Genomic DNA, 23,063 nt, shown 5'->3' with positions numbered 1-23,063 from the left:
ACCTGAAAGCGCTGGACGCAACCAGCGCGTTTAGAATAACCGAAGCGATATGGATATCCGCAGCAAAGAGATTCCCGAGGTGAAGGTCCTGACTCCGCGACGCTTTGGCGACGCGAGGGGCTATTTCAGCGAGACCTGGAGCGGCCCGCGCCTGGCCGAGGCCGGGATCGCGATCGACTTCGTTCAGGACAACGAGAGCTTTTCCGCCCCCGCCGCGACATTGCGCGGCCTGCACTACCAGGCGCCGCCCTTTGCGCAGGCAAAGCTGATGCGCGTCGGCATGGGTGCAATTCTCGATGTTGCCGTCGATGTGCGGCGCGGATCGCCGACCTATGGCCAGTGGGTCTCCGAGATCCTGACCGCCGAAAACGGCGCCCAGATGCTGGTGCCGCGCGGTTTCCTTCATGGATTCGTCACGCTCAGCCCCAATACACTCGTCATGTACAAGGTCGACGCGGTCTATGACGCGGAAAGCGACGGAAGCGTCAGCTGGTGCGATCCGGAGCTTGCGATCGAATGGGGGGTCAACCCGTGCGAGGTGACCCTGTCGGGAAAGGATCTGAACGCGCCCCGCTTCCGGGACTGGGAATCGCCGTTCGAGTATGGAGTTGACTGATGAAGCTCTTGGTGACGGGAGGGGCCGGTTTCATCGGTTCCGCCGTGGTGCGACAGGCCATCGCCGATGGCCATGAGGTGGTCAATCTCGATGCGCTGACCTATGCGGCGAACCTGCCGAACGTCGAAAGCGTTGCCGACAGCCCCGCCTACCGGTTCGAGAAGGCCGATATCCGCGACCGCGCGGCGCTCGACCGGATCTTTGCCGCGCACCAGCCGGATGCGGTGATGCATCTCGCCGCCGAGAGCCATGTCGACCGCTCGATCGACGGTCCGGCCGAATTCATCGACACGAATATCGTCGGCACCTACACGCTGCTCGAGGCCGCGCGGGCCTATTGGGGCGGCACCCGCGACTTCCGCTTCCATCACATCTCGACCGACGAGGTCTTCGGCACGCTCGGCGAGACCGGCCTCTTCACCGAAGAAACGCCCTATGCGCCGAACTCGCCCTATTCGGCCTCGAAGGCGTCCAGCGACCATCTCGTGCGCGCCTGGGGCGAGACCTACGGCCTGCCGGTCGTGCTCTCGAACTGCTCCAACAACTACGGGCCGTTCCATTTCCCCGAGAAGCTCATCCCGGTGGTGATCCTCAACGCGCTGGCGGGCAAGCCGATCCCGGTCTACGGGCAGGGCGAGAACGTCCGCGACTGGCTCTTCGTCGAGGATCACGCGACGGCACTCCTCAAGGTCGCGCAGGAGGGCAGGCTCGGCGAGAGCTACAACATCGGCGGCAATGCCGAGGCGCGCAATATCGACATCGTGCGCAAGATCTGCGCGCTGATGGACGAGCTCGATCCCGTAGGGGCGCCGCATGACCGGCTCATCACCTTCGTCACCGACCGCCCCGGCCACGATTTCCGCTATGCGATCGATGCCTCGAAGATCCGTGCCGAGCTCGGCTGGCAGCCTTCGGTGACGCTCGACGAGGGGCTCCGGAAGACGGTCGCCTGGTATCTCGAGAACCGCGCATGGTGGCAGGCCATCCAGGCCCGCGGCCACAAGCTCGAACGCCTTGGGCTGAAGGCCGGCTGATGCGCGCACTCGTCTTCGGCGCCCATGGCCAGGTCGGCCGTGAACTCGCGCGCTTTGCCCCCGCCCGCGGCATCGACGCGGAAATGCTCAGCCGCGACGATGTCGATCTCACCGACATCGCGGCGGTGGCCTGCGCCGTCGAGACGAGCGAGGCCGCCATCGTGGTGAATGCTGCGGCCTATACCGCGGTCGATCAGGCCGAAGACGAGCCCGATCTCGCCCTCGCGATCAACAGCGCCGCGCCGGGCGCCATGGCCGCGGCGGCCGCGGCGCGCGGCATTCCGTTCCTCCATATCTCGACCGACTACGTCTTCGACGGCACGCTCGAGCGGCCCTATGCCGAGACCGACCCGGTCGCGCCCGCCTCCGCCTATGGCCGGAGCAAGCGCGCGGGCGAGGAGGCGGTGCTCGCCGCGGGCGGCAGCGCGGCCATCCTGCGCACGGCCTGGGTCTTCTCCGCCCATGGCCGGAACTTCGTGAAGACGATGCTCACCGTCGGCTGCGACCGCGACGAGATGCGCGTGGTCGCCGATCAGCGGGGCGGACCCACCGCCGCGGGCGACATCGCCGGTGCGCTCTGGACCATGGCACTTGCCTTCGAGGCGGGCAGGGGCGTGCCCGGCCTCTTCCACTTCGCCGGAACCCCCGAGACGAGCTGGGCGGGCTTTGCCGCAGAGATCTTCGCGCGGAGCGGCTGGGACCGCGTGCCGAAGGTGACGCCGATCGGCACGGACGAATGGCCGACCAAGGCCGCGCGGCCCGCAAATTCCACGCTCGATTGCACGAAGATCCGCGCAGCATACGGCATCGATCAACCAGATTGGCGCCCGGCATTGGACGCCGTGCTCCGCGAACTGTAGTATCGCGAGCGTTTCGCCGCGTATTGTGCTGAAGTTCAGAGAGTCGTTTCATGTCAGATCACGTTTCGCCGTCCGGCGCCCGCAAGGGCATCATCCTCGCGGGAGGATCCGGGACGCGCCTCTATCCCATCACCCATTCGCTCTCGAAGCAGCTTCTGCCGCTCTATGACAAGCCGATGATCTACTATCCGCTCTCGGTGCTCATGCTTTCGGGCCTGCGCGAGATCGCGATCATCACGACGCCCGCCGATCAGGCGCAGTTCCAGCGGCTGCTCGGCGACGGTTCGAAATGGGGCATGCATTTCGAATACATCCAGCAGCCGAAACCCGAAGGCCTCGCCCAGGCCTATGTGCTGGCCGAGGAATTCCTCGCCGGCGCAGCCTCGACGATGGTGCTGGGCGACAACATCTTCTTCGGTCACGATCTGCCGGTACTGCTGAAGGCGGCGAGCGAGCGGGGGTCGGGGGGCACGGTCTTCGGCTATCAGGTCGCCGATCCCGAGCGCTACGGTGTGGTGGATTTCGATGAGGAGGGCCGCGTGCTCTCCATCGAGGAAAAGCCCGAGGTGCCGAAATCGAATTTCGCGGTGACGGGCATCTACGTGCTCGACAACACCGCGCCGGCCCGCGCCCGCGCGGTCGAGCCGAGCCCGCGCGGCGAGCTCGAGATCGCCGATCTGCTCAATTCCTATCTCGCCGAAGGCAGCCTCAATGTCGAGCGCATGGGCCGCGGCTTCGCCTGGCTCGACACCGGCACCCATGCGAGCCTGCTCGACGCCGGCAATTTCGTGCGCACGATCGAGGAGCGGCAGAATCTCAAGATCGGCTGCCCCGAGGAAATCGCCTTCAGCCAGGGCTGGATCGACGCGGCGGCCCTGCGCGCGCTTGCAGCCCCCTATCTCAAGACCGAATACGGCCGCTACCTGCTCCGCATCGCGGAAAGCTGAGCCGCCGTGCGTCTGAGGGCACCTCTCACGCAAAGCGTGAATGGCGCCCCCTAAACTCTTCTACTGAAACCGAATTGTCGCCAATCGCCCCCGGCACCCGCCGGGGGCGACGGCATCCGGCACCGGCGCCGGAGCGCCTCGACGATAGGCTCAGAGATAATCCTGCCGGCTGAGCCCGTATTTCGCCATCTTCTCGTTGAGGGTCCGGCGCGGCAGCGCGAGCTCTGCCATCACCGAGGCGACCGAGCCCTGATGGCGGCGCAGTGCATGGTCGATCAGCATCTTCTCGAAGGCCTCGACATGCTCCTTGAGCGGCTTTTCCGCCCCGACCGGATCGGAAACCGGCACCTGGAAGCCGTCATCGATCAGCAGCGCCGAGATGTTCTGCTCGCCGCGCCGCGCCTGCATCACCGCCCGTTCGGCAAGGTTGATGAGCTGGCGCACGTTGCCGGGCCAGGGCGCCTGCATCAGGTTCGCCGCATCGGTCGCATTGAGCACCGGCGCCTCGCAGCCGTATTCCTCGGCGAACTGCCGGCTGAAATGGCTGAAGAGCGTGAGGATGTCCTCGCCCCGCACCCGAAGCGGCGGCACCTCGAGCATGAGCCCGGCGAGACGGAAATAGAGATCCTCGCGCAGATCGAGCGGCGTGCCCTCCGTCCGCGGCGTCTGGCTCGAGATGGCAAAGACCCGCAGGCTCATCGGCCGGGCAGAGGTCGTGTCCTGGACGGCGGCGTTCAGGACCTCGAGAAGCCGCGCCTGGGCCGAGGCGCTCAGAGCCTCGATGTTCTCGAGGCAAAGCGTGCTGCCGTCGGCCTGCTCGACGAGCGGCTTCTCGGGATGCTCCGGCCCGCCGAAGAGGGCGACCTCGAGCTGGTCCGGCGCCATGGAGGCGCAGTTCACCGTCACCATCGGTCGCGAGGCGCGCGGCCCGCAGGCATGGAGCGCATTGGCGGCAAGGCTCTTGCCGGTGCCGGTCTCGCCGAGGATCAGCACATGGCCATCGGCCTGCGCCATGTCGAGCACGCTCTCGCGCAGCTTCTCGATCAGCGGGTTCGCCCCGAGCAGACGGCGCACCGGCACGGTGTCGTCGGCGAGTTCGCGGCGGAGGTCGCGCATCTCGAGCGTGCGCTGGCGCGTATCGGCGGCGCGGGTGCAGAGCTCCAGCAGGCGTTCGGGATCGAAGGGCTTCTCGATGAAGTCATAGGCCCCGATGCGCATCGCCTCGACCGCCATCGGCACATCGCCGTGCCCGGTCATCAGGATGACCGGCAGGCCGGGGTCGACCGACTGGAGCCGGCGCAGCAGCGCCATGCCGTCGATGCCCGGCATCTTGATGTCGCTGAGGATGATGCCGGGAAACTCCGGCGAGATGACCCGGAGCGCGGCCTCGGCGGAATCGAATGTCACGGGCGTGAAATCCGACAGCTGAAGCCATTGCGACACCGACTCCCGCAGGTCGGCTTCGTCATCGATGATTGCGATCGTGCTTGTCTTTTTCATGCGTGGTCACTTTTCGGTCTTGGTCTCGGACGGAGCCTGCCGCGGCAGGATCAGTTCGAAGACGGCGCCGCCATCGGGCGCATTGCGGGCAACGAGACGCCCGCCCAGTTCACCGGCAAACCCGGCCGAGATGGCGAGGCCGAGGCCGAGGCCCTCGCCGGGCTTCTTGGTGGTGTAGAACGGTTCGAAGAGCTTGCCCGGATCATCGAGGCCCGCGCCGTTGTCCTCGATCGAGAGAACGATCGACTCGCCCTCGACGAGCAGGATGCTGATCGCCGGGTCCGGAACATTGCGCACGACATCGAGCGCGTTGCGCAAGAGATTGACGATGATCTGCTCGATGCGCAGCGGATCGGCCCGCACCTCGACCGGCTCCGAGGGCAGGGTGGTGGTGAGCGCCACCGTCATCTTGCCGAGCTGCGGGGCCATCATCGAAAGCGCCTCACGCACGCTGTCGCGGAGATCGAACACCTCGAGCTCCGCGTCGCGCTTGCGGGCGTAGGACTTGAGCTGGCGGGTGATGCCGCCCATGCGGTTGATGAGATCGTCGATGCGCTGGAACGAGCTCAGCGCCTCCTCGGTGCGGCTGCGCTTGAGGAGCAGGCGCGCGCCCGCGAGGTAGGTCTTCATCGCGGCAAGCGGCTGGTTGAGCTCATGGCTGACAGCGGCCGACATCTGGCCAAGCGCGGCCAGTTTCGACGCCTGTTCAAGGCTTTGCTCGGCTTCCTTGAGATTTTTCTCCACCCGCTTGCGCGCGGCGATCTCGGTCGAGAGGCGGCGATTGAGAAGCCGGAGCTCCTGGCTTTCCCGCCGCACCCTGCGGTTCTCGGCCCGCGCCCGCCGCGACAGCAGGTAGAAGCCGAGCGCGAGCAGCATGGCAAGGCTCATGAAGATGAGCGACAGGATCGCGTTCACCCGCGTGCGCACATCCTCGAGCGTATCGAAGAAGACCAGCCGCCAGGAGCGGAACCCGATCGGAACTTCCGACATGAGGAAGGGTGTCTTGCCGAAATAGGTATAGGTGACCTCGGAGCTGTGGGCGGTCCGCACCGAGTTGAGCAGGCGACCGAGGAAGGAGGCCGGCGGCTGGGGCGTCAGGATCGCGGAGAGGTTGCTGCCCCGCCAGGACGGATCGGAGGCCAGCAGGATATTGCCCTCGGAATCGCTCACCACGACCTTGGCATTCGCGTTGCGCCAGCCTTTCTCGTGCATGCCGAGATCGACCGTGACCACGATCACGCCGAGGAAGGCGTCATTGACCGTGAGCTTGCGCGAGTAGTGGAAGACGAAGCCGTTGCCGTCGCCCTCCGAGATCGAGAAGGCGGTGCCGTTCCCGGCAATCGCGGCGATGTAGTAGCTCTTGTCGCCACCATATTCGTCGTTGTTGCGATTGTCGCTCGAGGCGACGACATTGCCTTCGGCGTCGAGCAGGAAGATCGGCCCGGAGCCGAGCTCTTCCTGGAAGCTCTGGAGCCGCTCGTTCGCGCCGTTGTAGCTGCCGCTGTTGAGCGCCGAGACCAGGATCGGGTCACGCGACAGCAGCAGCGGCACGACCGCATGGCGCTGGAGTGTGGACTGGATGCTGGCGGCGAAGAGCGTGGCGCGGATCTTGGCGCGGTTGCTCTCCTCGATCGAGAAGGTTCGGGTGAAATAGGCCTGGCTCGCCCAGATGATGAGGCCGACGACCAGAAAGGCGAGAACGGGGCCGGTCCGCATCCAGAACCGGCTCGGGGACGCTTGTTCGGGCTCCGTGGTCGCCAGCGTCATCGCAAGGCCTCAAGCACAAGACGCGCGAGGGGCCGTTCAGGCCTCCTGCAGCGCGCCTGCTCCCAGAACCGCGGCGAGGCTCTCGAAAACGCCGCGGCCATCCGTGCCGCCGTGCCGCGCATCGACCGCGCGCTCGGGATGCGGCATCATGCCAAGAACCCGGCGGTTGGCCGACAGGATGCCGGCGATGTCGTCCATCGCGCCGTTGGGCGTGCGGACATAGCGGAAGGCAACGCGGTCCTCGCCATTGAGCTCGGCGAGGATCTCGGGCGTCGCAACGTAATTGCCATCGTGATGCGCGATCGGCACCTCGATCCGCGCACCCTTGCCGTAGCGGCTGGTGAAGACGCTCTGCTCGGTCGAGACCACGAGCTCCTCGACGCGGCAGACGAACTTCAGCGCCGCGTTGCGCATCAGCGCGCCAGGCAGGAGCCCGGTCTCGGTCAGCACCTGAAAACCGTTGCAGACGCCCAGCACATGCCCGCCGCCATGGGCGAAGTCGACCACGGCGCGCATGATGGGCGAGCGCCCGGCGATCGCGCCGCAGCGCAGGTAGTCGCCGAAGGAGAAGCCGCCCGGGATCGCCACGAGGTCAAGACCGGAGGGCAGGGCCGTCTCCTTGTGCCAGACCATGGTGACATCCGCCCCGGCCTGGGCGAGTGCTACGGCCATGTCCCGGTCGCAGTTCGAACCGGGAAAAACCAGAACCCCGGCGCGGAAGCTCATTCGAGTTCCACCCGGTAGTTCTCGATGACGGTGTTCGCGAGGAGTTTCTCGCACATCTCGGATACCCTGGCTTCTGCGGTGCCCCGGTCCTCGTCGGAGAGGTCGAGTTCGATCACCTTACCCACGCGCACCTCGCCCACATCGTCGAAGCCGAGCGCGCCGAGAGCGTGGCGCACGGCCTCGCCCTGGGGGTCGAGAACGCCTTTCTTCAATGTGACATGGACCTTCGCGCGCATCAATTCACCAATTTCGGCCCGGTGGCCGCCTTTCCGTTGTTGCGCGGCATTACGCCGAGCCGCACCGCCACTTCCGTGTAGGCTTCGGAAAGCGAGCCGAGGTCGTGGCGGAACACGTCCTTGTCGAGCTTGCGGTTGGTCTCGACGTCCCAGAGCCGGCAGCTGTCGGGGCTGATCTCGTCAGCGACCACGAGCCGCTGGAAATCGCCCTCGAAGATGCGTCCGATCTCGATCTTGAAATCGACGAGCCGGATGCCGACGCCGAGGAACATGCCCGACAGGAAGTCATTCACCCGGAGCGCCAGGGCGATCATGTCGTCGATGTCCTGCTGGCTCGCCCAGTTGAAGGCGATGATGTGCTCTTCGGCGACCATCGGGTCGTGGAGCGCATCGTCCTTGTAGTAGAACTCGATGATCGGGCGCGGCAGCTGCTGGCCCTCGGTGAGACCAAGGCGCTTGCAGAGCGAGCCGGCGGCGTAGTTGCGGACCACCACCTCGAGCGGGATCATCTCGACCATGCGGATGAGCTGCTCGCGCATGTTGATGCGGCGGATGAAGTGGGTCGGAACGCCGATGTTGTTGAGCCCGGTCATGAAGTGCTCGGAGAGCCGGTTGTTCAGGACGCCCTTGCCCTCGATGACGGCCTTCTTCTGGGCGTCAAACGCGGTGGCATCGTCCTTGAAATACTGGATCAGCGTGTCGGGCTCGGGGCCTTCGTAGAGAATCTTCGCCTTGCCCTCGTATATAAGCCTGCGCCGGGCCATGCCTGTCTCCGAAAATGGGTCAGGGCGGGCTCACGGGGGCCCGCCCTTTTGCGTTCGGCTCTCCTTAACCGCTGGGCGAAAAAGGGGCAAGCGTTCTCATCCGGGACTTTCCAAGGTCGGTGGGAGCTATTATGTCTGGATTAAGAGAAAATAAACGGCTGGAGGACCGACTATGACGACGTTCGATGAACGCGAGCGGGGGTTCGAGAACAAGTTCGTTCACGACGAGGAACTCTTGTTCCGGTTCTACGCGCGCCGCAACAAGCTGCTCGGCCGCTGGGCCGCCAGCCTGCTGGGCAAGGATGGCGACGAGCGCGATGCGTATGCCCGCGAGGTCGTTCTCGCCGATCTGGCCGAAGTCGATCACGAGAGCGATGTCTACCGGAAGGTGGCCGAGGATCTCGGCGGTCTCGCCGACGAGCGGACCATCCGGCTCAAGATGCTCGAGCTCTACGAGCTTGCCAAGCAAGAGGTCATGAAAGAGGACGGCTCCGTCACCTCCGATTGACCGTCCGGACATCCTGCCTCCGCGCGGGCGCCGGATCGCCCGCGCTTTCCTGTATCTGGGTCAGGTCCCGAGAAGTGTTGCCTCGATCGCCGCACGAAGCTGCGGATCCTCCGGCGTCACCGGCGCCGGGAAATCGGCGGCGATGAGCCCCTGGCTGTCGAGAAGGATCTTGTGGAAGTTCCAGGCAGGCGCCACGCCCTGGGCCGCTGCCCAGACATAGAACGGATGCGCCTCCGGCCCCGTTACCGCGACGAGATCGGTCATCGGGAAATCGACCGAGAAATTCACCTCGCAGAAATCCTTCACCTCCGCCGCGGAGGAGAGCTCCTGCCGGAAACTCGCCGACGGAACCCCGACCACCGTGAGCCCGCGCGCGCGATACTGCTCCCAGAGCGCCTGCAGCCCCTCGAACTGCGAAGTGAAGCCGCAGCGGGAAGCCGTGTTGACGACGAGCACCGGCCCGCCGCGGAATGTCCTGAGATCGAGCGGTCCGCCGTCGATCGAGCGGAAGGTGAAGCGATCCGGGGCCGCGCCGGTGGCAAGAGCCGCCAGCGGCCGCGCCGCCGGCAGGAGGGCGATGAACGCGAGGAAGCTGCGCCGGTGCATGTCGGGTGATCCGTTCCGCTAACCACTCGCCCAGAGAATTAGCCCCATGATGATCTGAATCAAGGAGATTTCGCGGCAGCCGCCTTATTGCCACCGGCACCACAACTGGGAGACCGGCAGATATGTACCGCCTCGCGTCATTGCTCTATTCCGTCATCGGTGCCTCGCTCGCCGGCACGATGATCGTCATCGCGCTCGTGTCCGGCTTCGAGACGGCGCGCAGCATCATCATCGCCGCCGCGATCGGCTTCGTGCTCGCCGTCCCTGTCGCCATGATCGTCGCCCGCAAGATCTACTCCAAGACCGCGAAGGCCTGAGCCGGCGGCGTCAGAGCCACTTCTTCCGCTTGAAGAGCCAGTAGGGCAGGATCGCCGAGATCACCATGAACAGGAGCGCCATCGGATAGCCGTAGGGGAGCGAAAGCTCCGGCATCACCCGGAAGTTCATGCCGTAGATCGAGGCAACGAGCGTCGGCGGCAGGAAGATCACCGCGACGACCGAGAAGATCTTGATGATCGAGTTCTGCTCGATGTTGACGAGACCGAGGGTCGCGTCGAGCAGGAAGGTGACCTTCTGGGCCAGCGAATCCGAATGCGCGGTCAGCGAGGCAAGGTCGCGCTGGATCGTCTTGAGACGCGCGCGTTTTTCGGTCTCGCCCTTCCGCGCCACCACGAGCTGCACGAGGAAGGTCACGAGCCGGTCGAGCGAGACGAGGCTGTCGCGGACCTTGGTGATGAGATCGCCCGCGCGGCCGAGCCGGGTGAGAATCGACTGGAAATCGCGGCTCGCCGTCACTTCCTCGGTGCTGTCGCGGAACACCGAACCCGAGATATCGTCGATCCGGCGCATGCAGTCCTCGAGGATGTCCGCCTCGCGGTTCACCACCATCTCGAGGATGCCGATCAGCGTCGCCTCGCCGTTGCTGCAGTCGAGACCGATCTTGCCCGCCCAGTTCGAAAAGCTCTCGATCGAGCGCGGTTCCTGGTAGCGGATGGTGATGAGCCGGCCGTTGGCAAGCACGAACGTCACCGGGTCCATGCCCGGCGTGCCCTCGCTCACCCCCCAGGGGATCACAGCGGTCATCACCGTTGCATGGCCCTCGACATAGAGCCGGTTCGATTCCTCGATCTCGCGCATTTCCTCGAGCGAGGGAATGTCGATGCCGAGCCGTGCCTCGAGATGCGTCTCCTCCTCCCGGGTCGGGCGCAGGAGGTCGATCCATATCAGCCGGTCGAACGCGGCCATGGGGTTCTCGACCTTCTGGAGCCTTCCGCCGCTCGAGGTAAATCCTCGGATCATGCCGCCCTCCATGATGACCTGGCCCCGGCGCGTGAAGGCCGGAGCGGAACAGTGTTGGCTCCTCACTACAACAGCGCAAGAGTGCGGTGAACCTTCAAAGGCAGGCACCCGGCCGCGCGGGTCGCAGTGGACCCCGGCGCGGCAATCCCGTAAACGGTCGCGGAATTCCGAACCGAAGGCAGGACAGGACATGGCGGGACAGGGTGAAGCGGTGCCGATCCGCGCGATCGCAAACGGACCTCTGACGGGCGAGGCGCAGATCCCCGGCGACAAGTCGGTCTCGCATCGCGCGCTGATCCTCGGCGCACTCGCCGTGGGCGAGACCCGGATCAGCGGCCTGCTCGAGGGCGAGGACGTGATCGACACCGGCAAGGCGATGCGGGCCTTCGGCGCCACGGTCGAACGCCACGGGCCCGGCGAATGGAGCGTCCATGGCGTTGGCGTCGGCGGCTTCCGCGAGCCTCAGGGCGTGATCGATTTCGGCAATTCCGGCACCGGCGTCCGCCTCGTGATGGGGGCGATGGCCACGAGCAACGTGACCGCCACCTTCACCGGCGATGCGAGCCTCTGCTCGCGCCCGATGGGCCGGATAGTCGATCCGCTGGCGCTTTTCGGCGCGCGCGCCCACGGCCGAAAGGGCGGGTTCCTGCCCATCACCCTCGTCGGCGCCGAGAACCCGGTGCCGGTCCGCTATGTCACCCCGATGCCCTCGGCCCAGGTGAAATCCGCCGTCCTGCTCGCGGGCCTCAATGCGCCGGGCACCACGATCGTCACCGAGCGCGAGCCGACGCGCGATCACACCGAGCGGATGCTCGCAGGCTTCGGCGCCCGGATCGAGACCGAGGTGACGCCGGAGGGCCGCGTGATTCGCCTCCAGGGCCACCCGGAATTGCGCCCGCAGCGCGTGAGCGTGCCGCGCGATCCGAGCTCCGCGGCCTTCCCGGTCGCCGCGGCGCTGATCGTCGAGGGCTCGGCGATCACCGTGCCGGGCGTGAGCCGCAACCCGACACGGGCGGGCTTCTACGAGACGCTTCTCGAGATGGGTGCCCGGATCGGCTTTGCCAATGTGCGCGAGGAAGGCGGCGAGCCCGTCGCCGATCTCGAGGTCGCCTTCTCCGCGCTCCAGGGCGTCGAGGTGCCGCCCGAGCGCGCCGCCTCGATGATCGACGAATACCCGGTGCTGGCGGCGCTGGCTTCCTTTGCCGAAGGCCCGACCGTGATGCGCGGCATCGGCGAGCTCAGGGTCAAGGAGTGCGACCGGATCGACGCGATGGCCGAGGGGCTCGAGGCCTGCGGCGTCTCGGTGGAGCAGGGGCCGGACTACATGATCGTCCACGGCCGCGGCGCCCGCGGGGTCCGGGGCGGCGCGACGGTGCGGAGCCGCCTCGACCACCGGATCGCGATGTCCTTCCTCTGCTTCGGCCTCGGAACGGAACAGGAGGTCGTCATCGACGACGGCCGCCCGATCGCCACGAGCTTCCCGGATTTCACCGGCCTGATGCGCGGCCTCGGCGCCGAGTTCGCCGGCTGACGCAGCACCTCCGGCCCGAACCGTGGCCGGATGAGGCGGCCACGTCCCCCGGGCCGGCCCGCTGTCGCGGGCGGCTTTCGGCGTGCGTCTACACGAATCGCGATAATCGTGATAAGAATGCAGACGCTCGCCAATACATTTTATATTCAAATGGACGAATTTCACTTCCCGCGAGCGTAAAATCTGAAAGTATCGCCTCGTTCTATTTCTGACGCAGGGCGATTTTACGCAACGAAGCCGGATCTGTTCGGCCTTCGAATGCAGGAGTTATTGCAATGGCAGTTGTTAATGGTGACGAAAACCCGAACATGCTGACCGGAACGCCCCAGGCTGACAGCATGAACGGCTTCGGCGGCAACGATGCGCTCTTCGGGCTCGGCGGCGACGATTTTCTCCACGGCAGTTCGGGCAATGATCTGCTCGACGGCGGCGCGGGCAACGACCTGCTCCGCGGTCATTACGGCAGCGACCTGCTGATCGGCGGCTCGGGCGACGATACGCTGCAGGGCGGCCCGGGCAACGATCTGCTGAACGGCGAGGGCGGCATCGACACCGCCGACTATTCCAATGCCCCGGATGCGGTCTGGGTGAGCCTCACGTCCGGCTACAGCCGCTACGGCGCGGGGATGGATTCGCTCACCGAGATCGAGAACATCACCGGCAGCGCCCATGCCGACACGCTCTACGGCGACGGCGGCGGCAACTTCCTCCGCGGGCTCGGCGGCGATGATCACATCTACGGCCTCGGCGGCAACGACACGCTCTACGGCCATGGCGGCGACGACTATCTCTCGGGCTCGACCGGCGCCGACCTCCTCAGCGGCGGGTCCGGGGAGGACACGCTCTCCGGCGGCAGCAGCAACGATACCCTGAGGGGCGGTGGGGGGCTCGACACGCTGCGCGGCGGCTCGGGCGACGACCTGCTCGATGGCGGCGGCGGCGGCGGTGCCTTCACCGGCGACACGCTCTACGGCGAGGCGGGCAACGATACCCTGATCGGCGGCCTCGGCAACGACGGGCTCCATGGCGGCAGCGGCGACGATGTCTTCCGCTTCAGCGACATCGACGACATCGCGGTCGCCTTCGAAACGGTCTTCGACTTCGCCCAGGGCGAGGACATCTTCGACGTGCGCGGCATTGACGCGAACGAGGCCACGCCCTTCTTCAACAACGGCTTCGACTTCATCGGCACCGCCGCCTTCACCGGCACCGGACAGATCCGCTACGAGCAGAACGCGCTGCTGAACTCGACCTACATCTACTTCAATGTCGATGACGATCTCGACAGCGAGGGAGTGATCCAGCTCCTCGACACCATGGTCGCCCTCGACGAGGACGATTTCCAGCTGGGCGGGCCGATCATCGTCGGCCCGATCATCGACCTGCCGCTCCTCGATCTCTGAGACCAGGCGCGGCGCGGGCAAGGCCCCGCGCCGCATCCTCCTTGCCCGTCAGGGCGTTGCCCCTCCCCGGACGCTGCGATAGTGTCGCGCGGAGGAGGCGGCCCGCCTCCGGCCGGGGGCGGGGGCGCATCTGGCCGCGGGCCGCGCAGCCACCGGGTGCGATCTGCCCGGACGGCATCGGAATGAGGGGATCCGGTTTGATCTTCACCGTGGCGGTGGACGGCCCGGCGGCGGCCGGCAAGGGCACCATATCGCGCGCGCTCGCGTCGCATTTCGGCTTTGCCTATCTCGATACCGGCCTGCTCTACCGGGCGGTCGGCGTACGGGCGCTCGATGACGGGCGCGGTGTGCTCGACCCGCATTGGGCGGCGGAGCTGGCGCGGCGCCTCGAGGAGGCCGATCTCGAGCGCGAGGGGCTCCGGACCGGGCGGGCAGGGCGCGCGGCCTCCAAGGTCGCGGCGATCCCGGAAGTGCGCGCCGCTCTGCTCGATTTCCAGAAGCGCTTTGCCCGGCGCGAGGGCGGGGCGGTGCTCGATGGCCGCGACATCGGCTCGGTGATCTGCCCGCAGGCCGAGGTGAAGCTCTTCGTCACCGCCGCCGACGAGGTCCGCGCCGCGCGCCGCCACGCCGAACTGACCGAGGGCCAGAGCTTCGAGCAGGTGCTCGCCGACCTGCGCGCCCGGGATGCCCGCGACGCCAGTCGCGATGCGGCGCCGATGGTGCGGCCGAGCGATGCACTCTTGCTTGACACGACAGATTTGTCTATAGACGCGGCCGTCGCGAAAGCGATCGCCCATGTGAACGAGCGCCTTGATGCGGGTGGGGCCTGAGGCCACCGCCCGTTTGTCGTATCCGCTCCGGGGTGCAACCTCGTGAAAGACCGGCGGAACCAACCGCCCGGCCGGAAACACGCTATTTGGAGAACTGGATGTCAGCTTCGGCGACAATGGAAGATTTCGAATCGCTGCTCAACGAGAGCTTCGAGCTTGTGACCCCTGACGAGGGGTCCGTGGTCAAGGGCACCGTGCTCGCGATCGAGGCCGGTCAGGCCATCATCGATGTCGGCTACAAGATGGAAGGCCGCGTCGACCTCAAGGAATTCAGCGCTCCCGGCAAGGCCCCCGAGATCGAGGTGGGCGATACGGTCGAGGTCTATCTCGAGCGCGTCGAGAACGCCCGCGGCGAAGCGGTCCTGAGCCGTGACAAGGCCCGGCGCGAAGCTGCCTGGGATCGCCTCGAGAAGGCGTTCGAGAAGGAAGAGCGCGTCGAGGGCGCGATCTTCGGCCGCGTCAAGGGTGGCTTCACCGTCGATCTCGGCGGCGCGGTCGCGTTCCTGCCCGGCTCCCAGGTCGATGTCCGCCCCGTGCGCGACGCCGGCCCGCTCATGCACATGCCGCAGCCCTTCCAGATCCTCAAGATGGACCGCCGCCGCGGCAACATCGTGGTCTCGCGCCGCGCCGTTCTCGAAGAGAGCCGTGCCGAGCAGCGCGCCGAGGTGATCGCCCGCCTGCAGGAAGGCGACGTGATCGACGGCGTCGTGAAGAACATCACCGAATACGGCGCCTTCGTCGATCTCGGCGGTGTCGATGGTCTGCTGCACGTGACCGACATGGCCTGGCGCCGTGTGAACCATCCCTCCGAGATCCTCGGGATCGGCGAGACGGTGAAGGTCCAGGTCATCAAGATCAACAAGGACACCCAGCGCATCTCGCTCGGCATGAAGCAGCTTCAGGCCGATCCGTGGGACAGCGTCGAGGCGAAGTTCCCGATCGGGTCGCGCCATGTCGGCCGCGTCACCAACATCACCGACTACGGCGCCTTCGTGGAGCTGGAGCCGGGCGTCGAGGGCCTCGTGCACGTCTCGGAAATGTCCTGGACCAAGAAGAACGTGCATCCCGGCAAGATCGTCTCCACCTCGCAGGAAGTGGAAGTGGTCGTTCTCGAGATCGATCCCGCCAAGCGCCGCGTTTCGCTGGGTCTCAAGCAGACCCAGGGCAACCCGTGGGAGAACTTCTCCGCCGGTCATCCGAACGGCACGGAAGTCGAGGGCGAGGTCAAGAACATCACCGAATTCGGTCTCTTCGTCGGTCTCGACGGCGACATCGACGGGATGGTCCACCTCTCCGACCTCGCATGGGATCGCTCCGGCGAGGATGCGATCGCCGATTACCGCAAGGGCGACGTTGTCCGCGCGGTGGTCACCGATGTGGACATCGAGAAGGAGCGCATTTCGCTCTCCATCAAGGCGCTCGCCGGTGATCCGTTCGCCGACGCCGTTGCCGGCGTGAAGCGTGGCGACATCGTGACCGTGACCGTGACCGCGATCGAGGACGGTGGCATCGAAGTCGAATACGACGGCATGAAGTCCTTCATCCGCCGCTCCGACCTCAGCCGCGACCGTTCCGAACAGCGCCCCGAGCGCTTCTCGGTCGGCAACAAGGTCGATGCCCGCGTCACGAACATCGATCCGAAGTCGCGCCGCCTCGGCCTTTCGATCAAGGCCCGCGAGATCGCCGAAGAGAAGGAAGCCGTCGAACAGTACGGTTCCTCCGACTCGGGCGCCTCGCTCGGCGACATCCTCGGCGCTGCTCTGAAGCAGCGGGACGACGCCTGAGCGATGTCCGATGGACGCGCTTGAGCGTGATTTCTACGAAGAGCGGCGCCGGAAATGGCGCCGCTCGGCATTCTGGCGCGGCTTCTTCGTCGCGCTTTTCCTGCTCATCGCCCTCGGCGTTGCCCTTTCGCTGACCGGCCTCGAGACGGCGCGCGACCACGTGGCGCGGGTGAGCATCGACGGATTCATCGGCGAGAGCCGCGAGCGCGACGAGATGCTCGACGAAATCGCCGAAAGCGACACGGCGCGTGCCGTGATCCTGCGCATCAATTCTCCCGGCGGCACCACCGCGGGCGCCGAGGCGCTCTATGCCGCCCTCCGCCGCGTGGCGGCGGAAAAGCCCGTTGTTGCGGTCATGAGCGAGGTTGCGGCCTCCGGCGGCTATGTCGCGGCCCTCGGCGCCGATCATATCGTCGCGCGCGGCAACACGCTCACCGGCTCGATCGGCGTCATCATGGAATATCCCGACCTCACCCGCGTCATGGACCGGATCGGGGTCGAGATGGAGACGGTGCGCTCCTCGCCGCTGAAGGCCGAACCCTCGCCCTTCCGCCCGACGAGCCCCGCGGCGCGCGAGGTCAGCGAGGAGATGGTCGCCGACAGCTACGCCTGGTTCCGCGGCCTTGTCGCCGAGCGGCGCGGCCTTGAGGGCGAGGCGCTCTCGGACGTCACCAACGGTGCGGTTTTCACCGGCCGGATCGCGCTCGAAAACGGCCTCGTCGACGAGATCGGCGGCGAGACCGAGGCCATTGCCTGGCTCGAATCGCGCGAGCCGGAACTTTCCGATCTCCCTGTCGTTAACTGGGAGCGCGAAGAGCAAGGGCCCGAGCTTGCCCGAATTCTGGGCAAATTGGGGGCAAGCAGCGGGATTCTAGGGGAAATTTCCCGCTGGCAGGGGGCCAAGCTCTATTCCATCGGGCCGTGATTCCTGCCACTATGCGACACCGGGCGGCGCCAGGGGTCCAGCGAGGGGGCCGTCACGGCCCAGGGCAATGTTCGAGAGGGCGGTGATGATAAAGTCCGAACTGATTCAAAAGATTGCCGAAGAGAACCCTCATCTCTACCAGCGGGACGTGGAACGCATCGTCGGCACGATTTTCGACAAGATCATTGATGCAATGGCGGAAGGCCACCGCGTCGAGCTGCGCGGGTTCGGCGCCTTCTCGGTCAAGCGTCGCGAGGCCCGGCAGGGCCGCAATCCGCGGACCGGCGACACGGTTTCGGTCGATGAGAAATACGTTCCCTTCTTCAAGACCGGCAAGCTGTTGCGCGAACGTCTGAATGATGAATAAATGCCTGCGGCCGATGGCGCAGTGAGGGGAATGGAATGCGAACCATAAAGCTGATACTTCTGGCGATCATCCTTCTGGCGATCGTCGTGCTCTCGGTTGCGAACCGCGAGATGGTGACGCTTCATCTTCTGCCGGCCGGGATGGCCGGGCTGGTTCCGGGCGCCTCGGTCGATCTGCCGCTCTTCGTGGTGAGCCTGATCTCGATCCTGGTCGGCCTCGTGATCGGCTACCTTCTCGAATACCTGCGCGAATACAAGCACCGCCGCCGGGCCGCCGAAAAGGCCCGTGAGGCGCGCACGCTCAACCGCGAGGTCGATACCCTTCGCAGGGAGACCAACAAGCCCAAGGATGACGTGCTCGCGTTGATCGGCAACTGAGCCGGACCAGCACGGGCATGACGCGCGTCAAGATCTGTGGCCTGCGCACGCGCGCCGACGTGGCCGCTGCGGCGCAGGCCGGGGCGGCCTATGCGGGCTTCGTCTTCTTCCCGCCCTCGCCCCGGCACATCACCACCGGCGATGCCGTCTGGATCGCGGGCGGCCTGCCCGAGGGCATCATCAAGGTCGCGCTCACCGTCGATGCCGACGACGAGCTGCTGGCTGCGATCCTCGAGGCGATGCCGATCGACATCCTGCAGCTACACGGCAAGGAAAGCCCGGAGCGGGTGGCGGAGATCCGCACCCGCTTCAGCCGCCCGGTGATGAAGGCGGTGGGGGTGGGCTCCGAGGCGGATCTGCCCGCGCTCGACGCCTATGCCCAGGTCTGCGACCAGATCCTCGTCGATGCCCGGCCCGCGCCGGAGGCCGAGTTGCCCGGCGGCAACGGCATCGCTTTCGACTGGAGGCTGATCCAGGGGCGGCGCTGGCGGCGGCCCTGGATGCTTGCCGGCGGCCTGACCCCGGAGAATGTCGCCGAGGCGATCCGGCTCACCGGAGCGGCGCAGGTCGATGTCTCCTCCGGCGTCGAGAGCGCCCCGGGCCGCAAGGATCACGAGAAGATCGCGGCCTTCGTCGCCGCCGCGACCGGCCGCACGCCGGGCTAGGGGCGCTGAGCCCCGGAGAGCGGGCCCACACCCCGTGGGCGCGCGCTCCCCTCTCGACGCGGCCCCCTGCGCCCTGTAGGAGAGGGGCAAACGAGCAAGGGAGCCCCTGAAAGCCCATGAACGCGCCGCAGACAAATTCCTTCCGCAACGGCCCCGACGAGCGCGGCCGCTTCGGCATCTACGGCGGCCGCTTCGTCTCCGAGACGCTGATGCCGCTCATCCTCGATCTCGAGGCGGAATATGGCCGCGCCAAGGAAGATCCCGCCTTCTGGGCCGAGATGGACGACCTCTGGAAGCACTATGTCGGCCGGCCCTCGCCGCTCTATTTCGCGGAGCGGCTGACCGAGCATCTGGGCGGCGCGAAGATCTACCTCAAGCGCGACGAGCTCAACCACACCGGCGCGCACAAGATCAACAACGTGCTGGGCCAGATCCTGCTCGCCCGCCGCATGGGCAAGTCCCGGATCATCGCCGAGACCGGCGCCGGCCAGCACGGCGTCGCGACCGCCACGGTCTGCGCGCGCTTCGGCCTCAAATGCGTGGTGTTCATGGGCGCCACGGATGTCGAGCGCCAGAAGCCCAACGTCTTCCGCATGAAGCTCCTCGGCGCCGAAGTGGTGCCGGTGAACTCGGGCCGCGCCACGCTCAAGGACGCGATGAACGAGGCGCTGCGCGACTGGGTCACCAATGTGCACGACACGTTCTACTGCATCGGCACCGTCGCGGGCCCGCACCCCTATCCGCAGCTCGTGCGCGACTTCCAGTCGATCATCGGCAAGGAAGCCCGCGAACAGATCCTCGAGCGCGAGGGCCGGCTGCCCGACACGCTGGTGGCCTGCATCGGCGGCGGCTCGAACGCCATGGGCCTCTTCCACCCGTTCCTCGACGACACCGATGTCGCGATCATCGGCGTCGAGGCCGGCGGCCATGGCGTGGACGAGCGCATGGAGCACGCGGCCTCGCTCACCGGCGGGCGTCCGGGCGTGCTGCATGGCAACCGCACCTACCTGCTGCAGGACGAGGACGGCCAGATCCTCGAGGGCCATTCGATCTCGGCGGGTCTCGACTATCCCGGCATCGGCCCGGAGCATTCCTGGCTGCATGACATGGGCCGGGTCGAGTATGTCAGCGTGACCGACGAGGAGGCGCTCGCGGCCTTCAAATTGTCGTGTGTGACCGAAGGCATCATTCCGGCTCTTGAACCGGCGCACGCCTTGGCGCATGTAGCACGCATCGCGCCGAAGCTTCCGCCCGAGCATCTGATCGTGATGAACATGTGCGGCCGTGGCGACAAGGACATCTTCACCGTCGCCGACGCACTGGGCGTGGGCCTCTGACGCGAAACCCCAGGGAGCGGGGCCTGCTCCCCATCGCCGGCCCCCGACGGGCCGGAAACAAGGTTACGTTACGTTATGGAAAATTTTGACATCGGGGATCTCGTGGTCCTCTCCAGCGGCTCGATGCGCATGGCGGTCGAGGCTCTCGACGGCGAGACCGTCGCCTGCGTCTGGTGCCATGAAGGCATCATCGGCCGTGACCGCTTCAACGCCAAGCTGCTGCGCAAGTGGGAACACCGCGAAGAAGACAGGTCGTCGCCGCGCGGCGAAGGCCGTGGCCCGGGCCGCGGTGCCGAAGGCGCCCGCCGTCGCCCCCCTGCAGGTGCAGGCGAAGACCGCGCGCCGCGCGGAAAGCCCGGCTGGGACGGCAAGCCCCGCGAGAAGAAATTCTTCCGCAAGGACGGCTGAGGCCGTCCACGTCGCCGGCGCGCCATGTGCGGGCCGGCGCTTCAGACAGGAACGGGGCCGGACCGATCAGGGTCTGGCCTTTTTTCGTCCGGCGCGGGCGGGGTCAGTCCCAGCCCGTCCAGTGCACCCAGCTGCCGTGGAAATCCGCCCGGCCCAGCAGCCGCGTCTCGCCGTCGGGCCAGAGGGTCAGCAGGATCGCCGCGCCCGGCGCCGCGCCATCGACCTCGAGCCGCAGCCAGGCAATGGGCGCCTCGCGGGAGGCCCGCCGGCCAGCCTCGCTCAGCCGCTCCACCGCCGCAGCCTGAGCCGAAGGCTCAAGATACTGCCAGAAGACGCTGTGATAGATCACATGCGCCGCGCCCTGGAGCCGCAGCGCCAGCCGGTCCGACAGCCAGTCGAGCGCATCGCGGGTGATGATCTGGATCCCGGCCTCCCCGGCAAGCGCGAGGGCGGCCTGCATCCGCGCCAGCCGCTCGGGCTGGTCGGCCCAGACATAGCTCAGCAGCCGCAGGCGGTCGGCGGGCTTTGCAAGATCGGGCGGCGCGCTGTCGCAGCCTGCGCGCTCCAGCAGCCGCACGGGCACGAGCGGCGGCGGCGGCCCCTCCCACTCCGGCACGAGACGCACGGGCGAGTCCTCGGGGCCCCACTGCGCGTCGCCGAAGCGATAGAAGAAGCGGTTCCAGATCTGGTTGAGGCCCGCGCTCGCGCCGAGCTCCGAGGTGATGAGCGGCAGCTCCGTCCGCGCAGCGATCGTGAGAAAGCCGGGGCAGAGCGCGGCGCTCCGCATCGTCTCGTTGGTCTGCGGCGGCCGCCGGAGCCGGGCGGTGATGAAGCGCGGATGCGCCGCCAGCGCCGCGGAGACCGCCGCCCAGACCGCATCGTCGGAGAGCCCCTGGTCATGCGGCGGATAGACGGCGGCGAGGCCTGCGTCGATCTCCTCGATGACAAGGCCGTGGAGCGCGCCGGCCAGCCGCAAGGGCAGCGCATCGGCGCGGCCGCCGGGATTGCCGCGCCATCCGAGCACACGCTCGGCCACCGGCGTGCCGGGCTCGAGGCGTTCGGCAACCAGGCGGCAGAGCCGCGCGGTGAAGGGCGAGCCCATCGCGGCGCACACGTCGGCCTGCGCCTCGAAGGCCGCGCGAACGCTCAACGGAACTTCTCCGCGAGCCTCTGGAGCATGGATTGCGGATCGCGTTCTGCCACGGGCTCGGGCCGGGCCACCGCAGCCTCTGGGGCAGGGGCCGCCTTCTCCGCCTCCGCCGCCGGCTTCTTCCGTTCGGGCTTCGGCGGGGCGAGCCGCCGGGCAACCGCGTTCGAGAGCACGCTGCCGTCACCCTCGGCGAGCGCCGGCGCGCCCTCGGCAACGCCCTCGAGCAGCTTGGCGAGCCAGTCCTCCTCGAATTTCGCGAAATCCCCGAGCACGTAGTTCGAGACGAGCTTCTTGTTGCCCGGATGGCCGATGCCGATGCGCACGCGCTGGAAATCCGGGCCGAGGTGGGCGGTGATCGAGCGCAGCCCGTTATGGCCCGCATGCCCGCCACCCGTCTTCACCCGCAGCTTGCCGGGGCCGAGATCGAGCTCGTCGTGAAAGACGGTGATGTCGCCCGGCGGGATCTTGTAGAAGGCCGCCGCGGCCTGCACCGCATCCCCGGAGAGGTTCATGAAGGTCTCGGGCTTCAGCAGGATCACCTTCTCGCGCCCGAGCCGCCCCTCGGAAACCTGCCCCGAAAACTTGCCCCGCCAGGGCGCGAAGCCATGGGCCTCCGCGATCGCCTCCACCGCCATGAAGCCGACATTGTGCCGGTTGCGGGCATATTTGGCACCCGGATTGCCGAGACCGACGAAAAGTTTCACCAAAGCCCCCCGAGAAAAGAAAGACGCGCCCCGATCTATACCGCGGCGCGTCATGAATTTGCAAAGCCCCGAGGGGCGAAGAGCCGATTATTCCTCGGCGGCTTCCTCGGCTTCCTCGGCTTCGGCGGACTTGAGGCCCGACGGCGCCTGGATGTTGGCGATCACGAAGTCACGCTCGATCGTCGGCTTCGCGCCCTTCGGCAGATCGACGTCCGAGATGTGGATCGTGTCGTTGATCTGGCGGCCGGTGAGATCGACGGTGATGTGATCGGGGATGTTGCCCGCGGTCACGACCAGCTCGACGTCCTGGCGCACGACGGTCAGCACGCCGCCGCGCTTGATGCCCGGAGCCGCCGCATGATTGATGAACTCCACCGGAATGTGGAGGTTGATGCGGGTCTTCTCGGTCAGGCGCAGGAAGTCCACATGGGTGGGAAGGTCCTTGACCACGTCACGCTGCACGCCGCGGCAGATGACGCGGTTGTCGGCGCCGTCGACCTTCACGTTGAGAAGCTTCGACAGGAACTTGCCCGCCTTCAGCATCTTCAGCAGTTCGTTGTGCTTGACGTTGATCGACTGCGGTTCCGCACCGCCGCCGTAGATCACACCGGGGACGAGTCCCGCCTGACGTGCCCTGCGAGCGGCCCCCTTGCCGCTTTCGGTGCGCGCCGCGGCTTCGAGAACAGGTGCCTCTGCCATTGGCTTTATCTCCATAATTG

Annotated in this window: 26 protein-coding genes; 16 read left to right on the top strand and 10 right to left on the bottom strand. The window is 66.8% G+C overall.

Features of this window, described 5'->3' with window-relative positions:
• Positions 1-49 precede the first annotated feature (49 nt).
• The 4 genes from rfbC to rfbA are packed head-to-tail and all read left to right on the top strand — an operon-like array spanning position 50 to position 3,457.
• Entirely contained in the window at positions 50-616 is a 567-nt protein-coding gene (gene rfbC / locus ACF66B_RS02080) for a dTDP-4-dehydrorhamnose 3,5-epimerase (RefSeq protein ID WP_111428486.1), read from the top strand.
• Positions 616-1,650, top strand: a complete 1,035-nt coding sequence (rfbB, locus tag ACF66B_RS02075; protein WP_111428487.1) for a dTDP-glucose 4,6-dehydratase — start codon at positions 616-618, stop codon at positions 1,648-1,650. The genes rfbC and rfbB overlap by 1 nt, the downstream gene beginning before the upstream one ends.
• Entirely contained in the window at positions 1,650-2,510 is an 861-nt protein-coding gene (gene rfbD / locus ACF66B_RS02070; protein WP_111428488.1) for a dTDP-4-dehydrorhamnose reductase, read from the top strand. The genes rfbB and rfbD overlap by 1 nt, the downstream gene beginning before the upstream one ends.
• 50 nt (positions 2,511-2,560) lie before the next feature.
• Positions 2,561-3,457, top strand: coding sequence for a glucose-1-phosphate thymidylyltransferase RfbA (gene rfbA, locus ACF66B_RS02065; protein WP_111428489.1), 897 nt, complete (start codon positions 2,561-2,563; stop codon positions 3,455-3,457).
• A gap of 150 nt (positions 3,458-3,607) precedes the next feature.
• Here rfbA and ACF66B_RS02060 read toward each other — a convergent pair whose 3' ends face one another.
• From ACF66B_RS02060 to purC, 5 genes are read right to left on the bottom strand one after another with little or no spacing between them, the layout of a single operon-like run.
• Positions 3,608-4,957, bottom strand: coding sequence for a sigma-54 dependent transcriptional regulator (locus tag ACF66B_RS02060; protein ID WP_111428490.1), 1,350 nt, complete (start codon positions 4,955-4,957; stop codon positions 3,608-3,610).
• A gap of 6 nt (positions 4,958-4,963) precedes the next feature.
• Complete coding sequence (locus tag ACF66B_RS02055) at positions 4,964-6,724, bottom strand: ATP-binding protein (protein ID WP_392663857.1); 1,761 nt, start codon at positions 6,722-6,724, stop codon at positions 4,964-4,966.
• Between the two features lie 36 nt (positions 6,725-6,760).
• Positions 6,761-7,450, bottom strand: a complete 690-nt coding sequence (gene purQ / locus ACF66B_RS02050) for a phosphoribosylformylglycinamidine synthase subunit PurQ (protein ID WP_111428491.1) — start codon at positions 7,448-7,450, stop codon at positions 6,761-6,763.
• The gene (gene purS / locus ACF66B_RS02045) at positions 7,447-7,686 is read right to left on the bottom strand and encodes a phosphoribosylformylglycinamidine synthase subunit PurS (RefSeq protein WP_111428492.1); all 240 of its coding nucleotides are present in this window, start codon (positions 7,684-7,686) and stop codon (positions 7,447-7,449) included. The genes purQ and purS overlap by 4 nt, the downstream gene beginning before the upstream one ends.
• Positions 7,686-8,450 carry a phosphoribosylaminoimidazolesuccinocarboxamide synthase gene (purC, locus tag ACF66B_RS02040; protein WP_111428493.1) on the bottom strand — a complete coding sequence of 255 codons (765 nt, stop codon included), beginning with the start codon at positions 8,448-8,450 and terminating at the stop codon, positions 7,686-7,688. Before purC ends, purS begins: the two co-directional genes overlap by 1 nt.
• A gap of 172 nt (positions 8,451-8,622) precedes the next feature.
• Here purC and ACF66B_RS02035 point away from each other — a divergent pair, with 172 nt between their 5' ends.
• Positions 8,623-8,958 (top strand): DUF1476 domain-containing protein, encoded by a 336-nt coding sequence (locus ACF66B_RS02035; protein WP_111428494.1) that lies wholly within the window; start codon positions 8,623-8,625, stop codon positions 8,956-8,958.
• 60 nt (positions 8,959-9,018) lie between these two features.
• Here ACF66B_RS02035 and ACF66B_RS02030 read toward each other — a convergent pair whose 3' ends face one another.
• Positions 9,019-9,564, bottom strand: a complete 546-nt coding sequence (locus tag ACF66B_RS02030) for a glutathione peroxidase (RefSeq protein WP_111428495.1) — start codon at positions 9,562-9,564, stop codon at positions 9,019-9,021.
• Between the two features lie 122 nt (positions 9,565-9,686).
• On the opposite strand from ACF66B_RS02030, the gene ACF66B_RS02025 reads away from it, so the two are divergent.
• Positions 9,687-9,881, top strand: coding sequence for a hypothetical protein (locus ACF66B_RS02025; protein ID WP_111428496.1), 195 nt, complete (start codon positions 9,687-9,689; stop codon positions 9,879-9,881).
• Between the two features lie 10 nt (positions 9,882-9,891).
• On the opposite strand, the gene ACF66B_RS02020 is transcribed toward ACF66B_RS02025, so the two are convergent.
• Positions 9,892-10,863, bottom strand: a complete 972-nt coding sequence (locus ACF66B_RS02020; RefSeq protein WP_111428497.1) for a magnesium transporter CorA family protein — start codon at positions 10,861-10,863, stop codon at positions 9,892-9,894.
• A 190-nt stretch (positions 10,864-11,053) separates the two neighbouring features.
• On the opposite strand from ACF66B_RS02020, the gene aroA reads away from it, so the two are divergent.
• From aroA to ACF66B_RS01970, 10 genes are all read left to right on the top strand, one after another.
• On the top strand, positions 11,054-12,394 hold the full coding sequence (gene aroA, locus ACF66B_RS02015; RefSeq protein WP_111428498.1) for a 3-phosphoshikimate 1-carboxyvinyltransferase: 1,341 nt from the start codon (positions 11,054-11,056) through the stop codon (positions 12,392-12,394).
• Positions 12,395-12,669: 275 nt separating this feature from the next.
• On the top strand, positions 12,670-13,797 hold the full coding sequence (locus ACF66B_RS02010) for a calcium-binding protein (protein ID WP_111428499.1): 1,128 nt from the start codon (positions 12,670-12,672) through the stop codon (positions 13,795-13,797).
• Between the two features lie 182 nt (positions 13,798-13,979).
• Positions 13,980-14,627, top strand: coding sequence for a (d)CMP kinase (gene cmk / locus ACF66B_RS02005; RefSeq protein WP_162683153.1), 648 nt, complete (start codon positions 13,980-13,982; stop codon positions 14,625-14,627).
• Between the two features lie 98 nt (positions 14,628-14,725).
• Positions 14,726-16,411, top strand: coding sequence for a 30S ribosomal protein S1 (rpsA, locus tag ACF66B_RS02000; protein WP_111428501.1), 1,686 nt, complete (start codon positions 14,726-14,728; stop codon positions 16,409-16,411).
• 10 nt (positions 16,412-16,421) lie between these two features.
• Positions 16,422-17,336 carry a signal peptide peptidase SppA gene (gene sppA, locus ACF66B_RS01995; protein ID WP_111428502.1) on the top strand — a complete coding sequence of 305 codons (915 nt, stop codon included), beginning with the start codon at positions 16,422-16,424 and terminating at the stop codon, positions 17,334-17,336.
• Between the two features lie 85 nt (positions 17,337-17,421).
• A complete protein-coding gene (ihfB, locus tag ACF66B_RS01990) occupies positions 17,422-17,703 on the top strand; it encodes an integration host factor subunit beta (protein WP_111428926.1) in 282 nt (93 codons plus the stop codon).
• A gap of 35 nt (positions 17,704-17,738) precedes the next feature.
• The gene (locus ACF66B_RS01985) at positions 17,739-18,080 is read left to right on the top strand and encodes a LapA family protein (protein WP_111428503.1); all 342 of its coding nucleotides are present in this window, start codon (positions 17,739-17,741) and stop codon (positions 18,078-18,080) included.
• 17 nt (positions 18,081-18,097) lie between these two features.
• Positions 18,098-18,745, top strand: coding sequence for a phosphoribosylanthranilate isomerase (locus tag ACF66B_RS01980; protein ID WP_111428504.1), 648 nt, complete (start codon positions 18,098-18,100; stop codon positions 18,743-18,745).
• 116 nt (positions 18,746-18,861) lie between these two features.
• Positions 18,862-20,082: a tryptophan synthase subunit beta gene (trpB, locus tag ACF66B_RS01975; protein WP_111428505.1), complete on the top strand. Its 1,221-nt coding sequence runs from the start codon at positions 18,862-18,864 to the stop codon at positions 20,080-20,082.
• 75 nt (positions 20,083-20,157) lie between these two features.
• The gene (locus tag ACF66B_RS01970) at positions 20,158-20,490 is read left to right on the top strand and encodes a hypothetical protein (RefSeq protein ID WP_111428506.1); all 333 of its coding nucleotides are present in this window, start codon (positions 20,158-20,160) and stop codon (positions 20,488-20,490) included.
• A 103-nt stretch (positions 20,491-20,593) separates the two neighbouring features.
• On the opposite strand, the gene ACF66B_RS01965 is transcribed toward ACF66B_RS01970, so the two are convergent.
• The 3 genes from ACF66B_RS01965 to ACF66B_RS01955 form a co-directional block, all read right to left on the bottom strand.
• Positions 20,594-21,640 (bottom strand): DUF2332 domain-containing protein, encoded by a 1,047-nt coding sequence (locus ACF66B_RS01965; protein WP_392663846.1) that lies wholly within the window; start codon positions 21,638-21,640, stop codon positions 20,594-20,596.
• Positions 21,637-22,344, bottom strand: a complete 708-nt coding sequence (pth, locus tag ACF66B_RS01960; protein WP_111428928.1) for an aminoacyl-tRNA hydrolase — start codon at positions 22,342-22,344, stop codon at positions 21,637-21,639. Before pth ends, ACF66B_RS01965 begins: the two co-directional genes overlap by 4 nt.
• A gap of 87 nt (positions 22,345-22,431) precedes the next feature.
• Positions 22,432-23,043: a 50S ribosomal protein L25/general stress protein Ctc gene (locus ACF66B_RS01955; protein WP_111428507.1), complete on the bottom strand. Its 612-nt coding sequence runs from the start codon at positions 23,041-23,043 to the stop codon at positions 22,432-22,434.
• Positions 23,044-23,063: the final 20 nt, after the last annotated feature.

Source organism: Amaricoccus sp. B4 (assembly GCF_043226085.1).
In the GTDB taxonomy this organism is placed as follows: domain Bacteria; phylum Pseudomonadota; class Alphaproteobacteria; order Rhodobacterales; family Rhodobacteraceae; genus Amaricoccus.
Note: the sequence above shows the minus strand (reverse complement) of the source record. Positions and strands in the feature narration are given on the sequence as shown.

Coding starts and splice junctions, on each gene's coding strand:
- ACF66B_RS01955 (WP_111428507.1), bottom strand. CDS start 23,043: ATGGCAGAGGCACCTGTTCTCGAAGCCGCGGCGCGCACCGAAAGCGGC.
- ACF66B_RS02010 (WP_111428499.1), top strand. CDS start 12,670: ATGGCAGTTGTTAATGGTGACGAAAACCCGAACATGCTGACCGGAACG.
- rfbB (WP_111428487.1), top strand. CDS start 616: ATGAAGCTCTTGGTGACGGGAGGGGCCGGTTTCATCGGTTCCGCCGTG.
- rfbC (WP_111428486.1), top strand. CDS start 50: ATGGATATCCGCAGCAAAGAGATTCCCGAGGTGAAGGTCCTGACTCCG.
- sppA (WP_111428502.1), top strand. CDS start 16,422: ATGGACGCGCTTGAGCGTGATTTCTACGAAGAGCGGCGCCGGAAATGG.
- rfbD (WP_111428488.1), top strand. CDS start 1,650: ATGCGCGCACTCGTCTTCGGCGCCCATGGCCAGGTCGGCCGTGAACTC.
- rfbA (WP_111428489.1), top strand. CDS start 2,561: ATGTCAGATCACGTTTCGCCGTCCGGCGCCCGCAAGGGCATCATCCTC.
- purS (WP_111428492.1), bottom strand. CDS start 7,686: ATGCGCGCGAAGGTCCATGTCACATTGAAGAAAGGCGTTCTCGACCCC.
- ACF66B_RS02060 (WP_111428490.1), bottom strand. CDS start 4,957: ATGAAAAAGACAAGCACGATCGCAATCATCGATGACGAAGCCGACCTG.
- ACF66B_RS02030 (WP_111428495.1), bottom strand. CDS start 9,564: ATGCACCGGCGCAGCTTCCTCGCGTTCATCGCCCTCCTGCCGGCGGCG.
- purC (WP_111428493.1), bottom strand. CDS start 8,450: ATGGCCCGGCGCAGGCTTATATACGAGGGCAAGGCGAAGATTCTCTAC.
- rpsA (WP_111428501.1), top strand. CDS start 14,726: ATGTCAGCTTCGGCGACAATGGAAGATTTCGAATCGCTGCTCAACGAG.
- ACF66B_RS02035 (WP_111428494.1), top strand. CDS start 8,623: ATGACGACGTTCGATGAACGCGAGCGGGGGTTCGAGAACAAGTTCGTT.
- ACF66B_RS01985 (WP_111428503.1), top strand. CDS start 17,739: ATGCGAACCATAAAGCTGATACTTCTGGCGATCATCCTTCTGGCGATC.
- ACF66B_RS01980 (WP_111428504.1), top strand. CDS start 18,098: ATGACGCGCGTCAAGATCTGTGGCCTGCGCACGCGCGCCGACGTGGCC.
- ihfB (WP_111428926.1), top strand. CDS start 17,422: ATGATAAAGTCCGAACTGATTCAAAAGATTGCCGAAGAGAACCCTCAT.
- cmk (WP_162683153.1), top strand. CDS start 13,980: ATGAGGGGATCCGGTTTGATCTTCACCGTGGCGGTGGACGGCCCGGCG.
- ACF66B_RS02055 (WP_392663857.1), bottom strand. CDS start 6,724: ATGACGCTGGCGACCACGGAGCCCGAACAAGCGTCCCCGAGCCGGTTC.
- ACF66B_RS01970 (WP_111428506.1), top strand. CDS start 20,158: ATGGAAAATTTTGACATCGGGGATCTCGTGGTCCTCTCCAGCGGCTCG.
- aroA (WP_111428498.1), top strand. CDS start 11,054: ATGGCGGGACAGGGTGAAGCGGTGCCGATCCGCGCGATCGCAAACGGA.
- purQ (WP_111428491.1), bottom strand. CDS start 7,450: ATGAGCTTCCGCGCCGGGGTTCTGGTTTTTCCCGGTTCGAACTGCGAC.
- trpB (WP_111428505.1), top strand. CDS start 18,862: ATGAACGCGCCGCAGACAAATTCCTTCCGCAACGGCCCCGACGAGCGC.
- ACF66B_RS02020 (WP_111428497.1), bottom strand. CDS start 10,863: ATGATCCGAGGATTTACCTCGAGCGGCGGAAGGCTCCAGAAGGTCGAG.
- ACF66B_RS02025 (WP_111428496.1), top strand. CDS start 9,687: ATGTACCGCCTCGCGTCATTGCTCTATTCCGTCATCGGTGCCTCGCTC.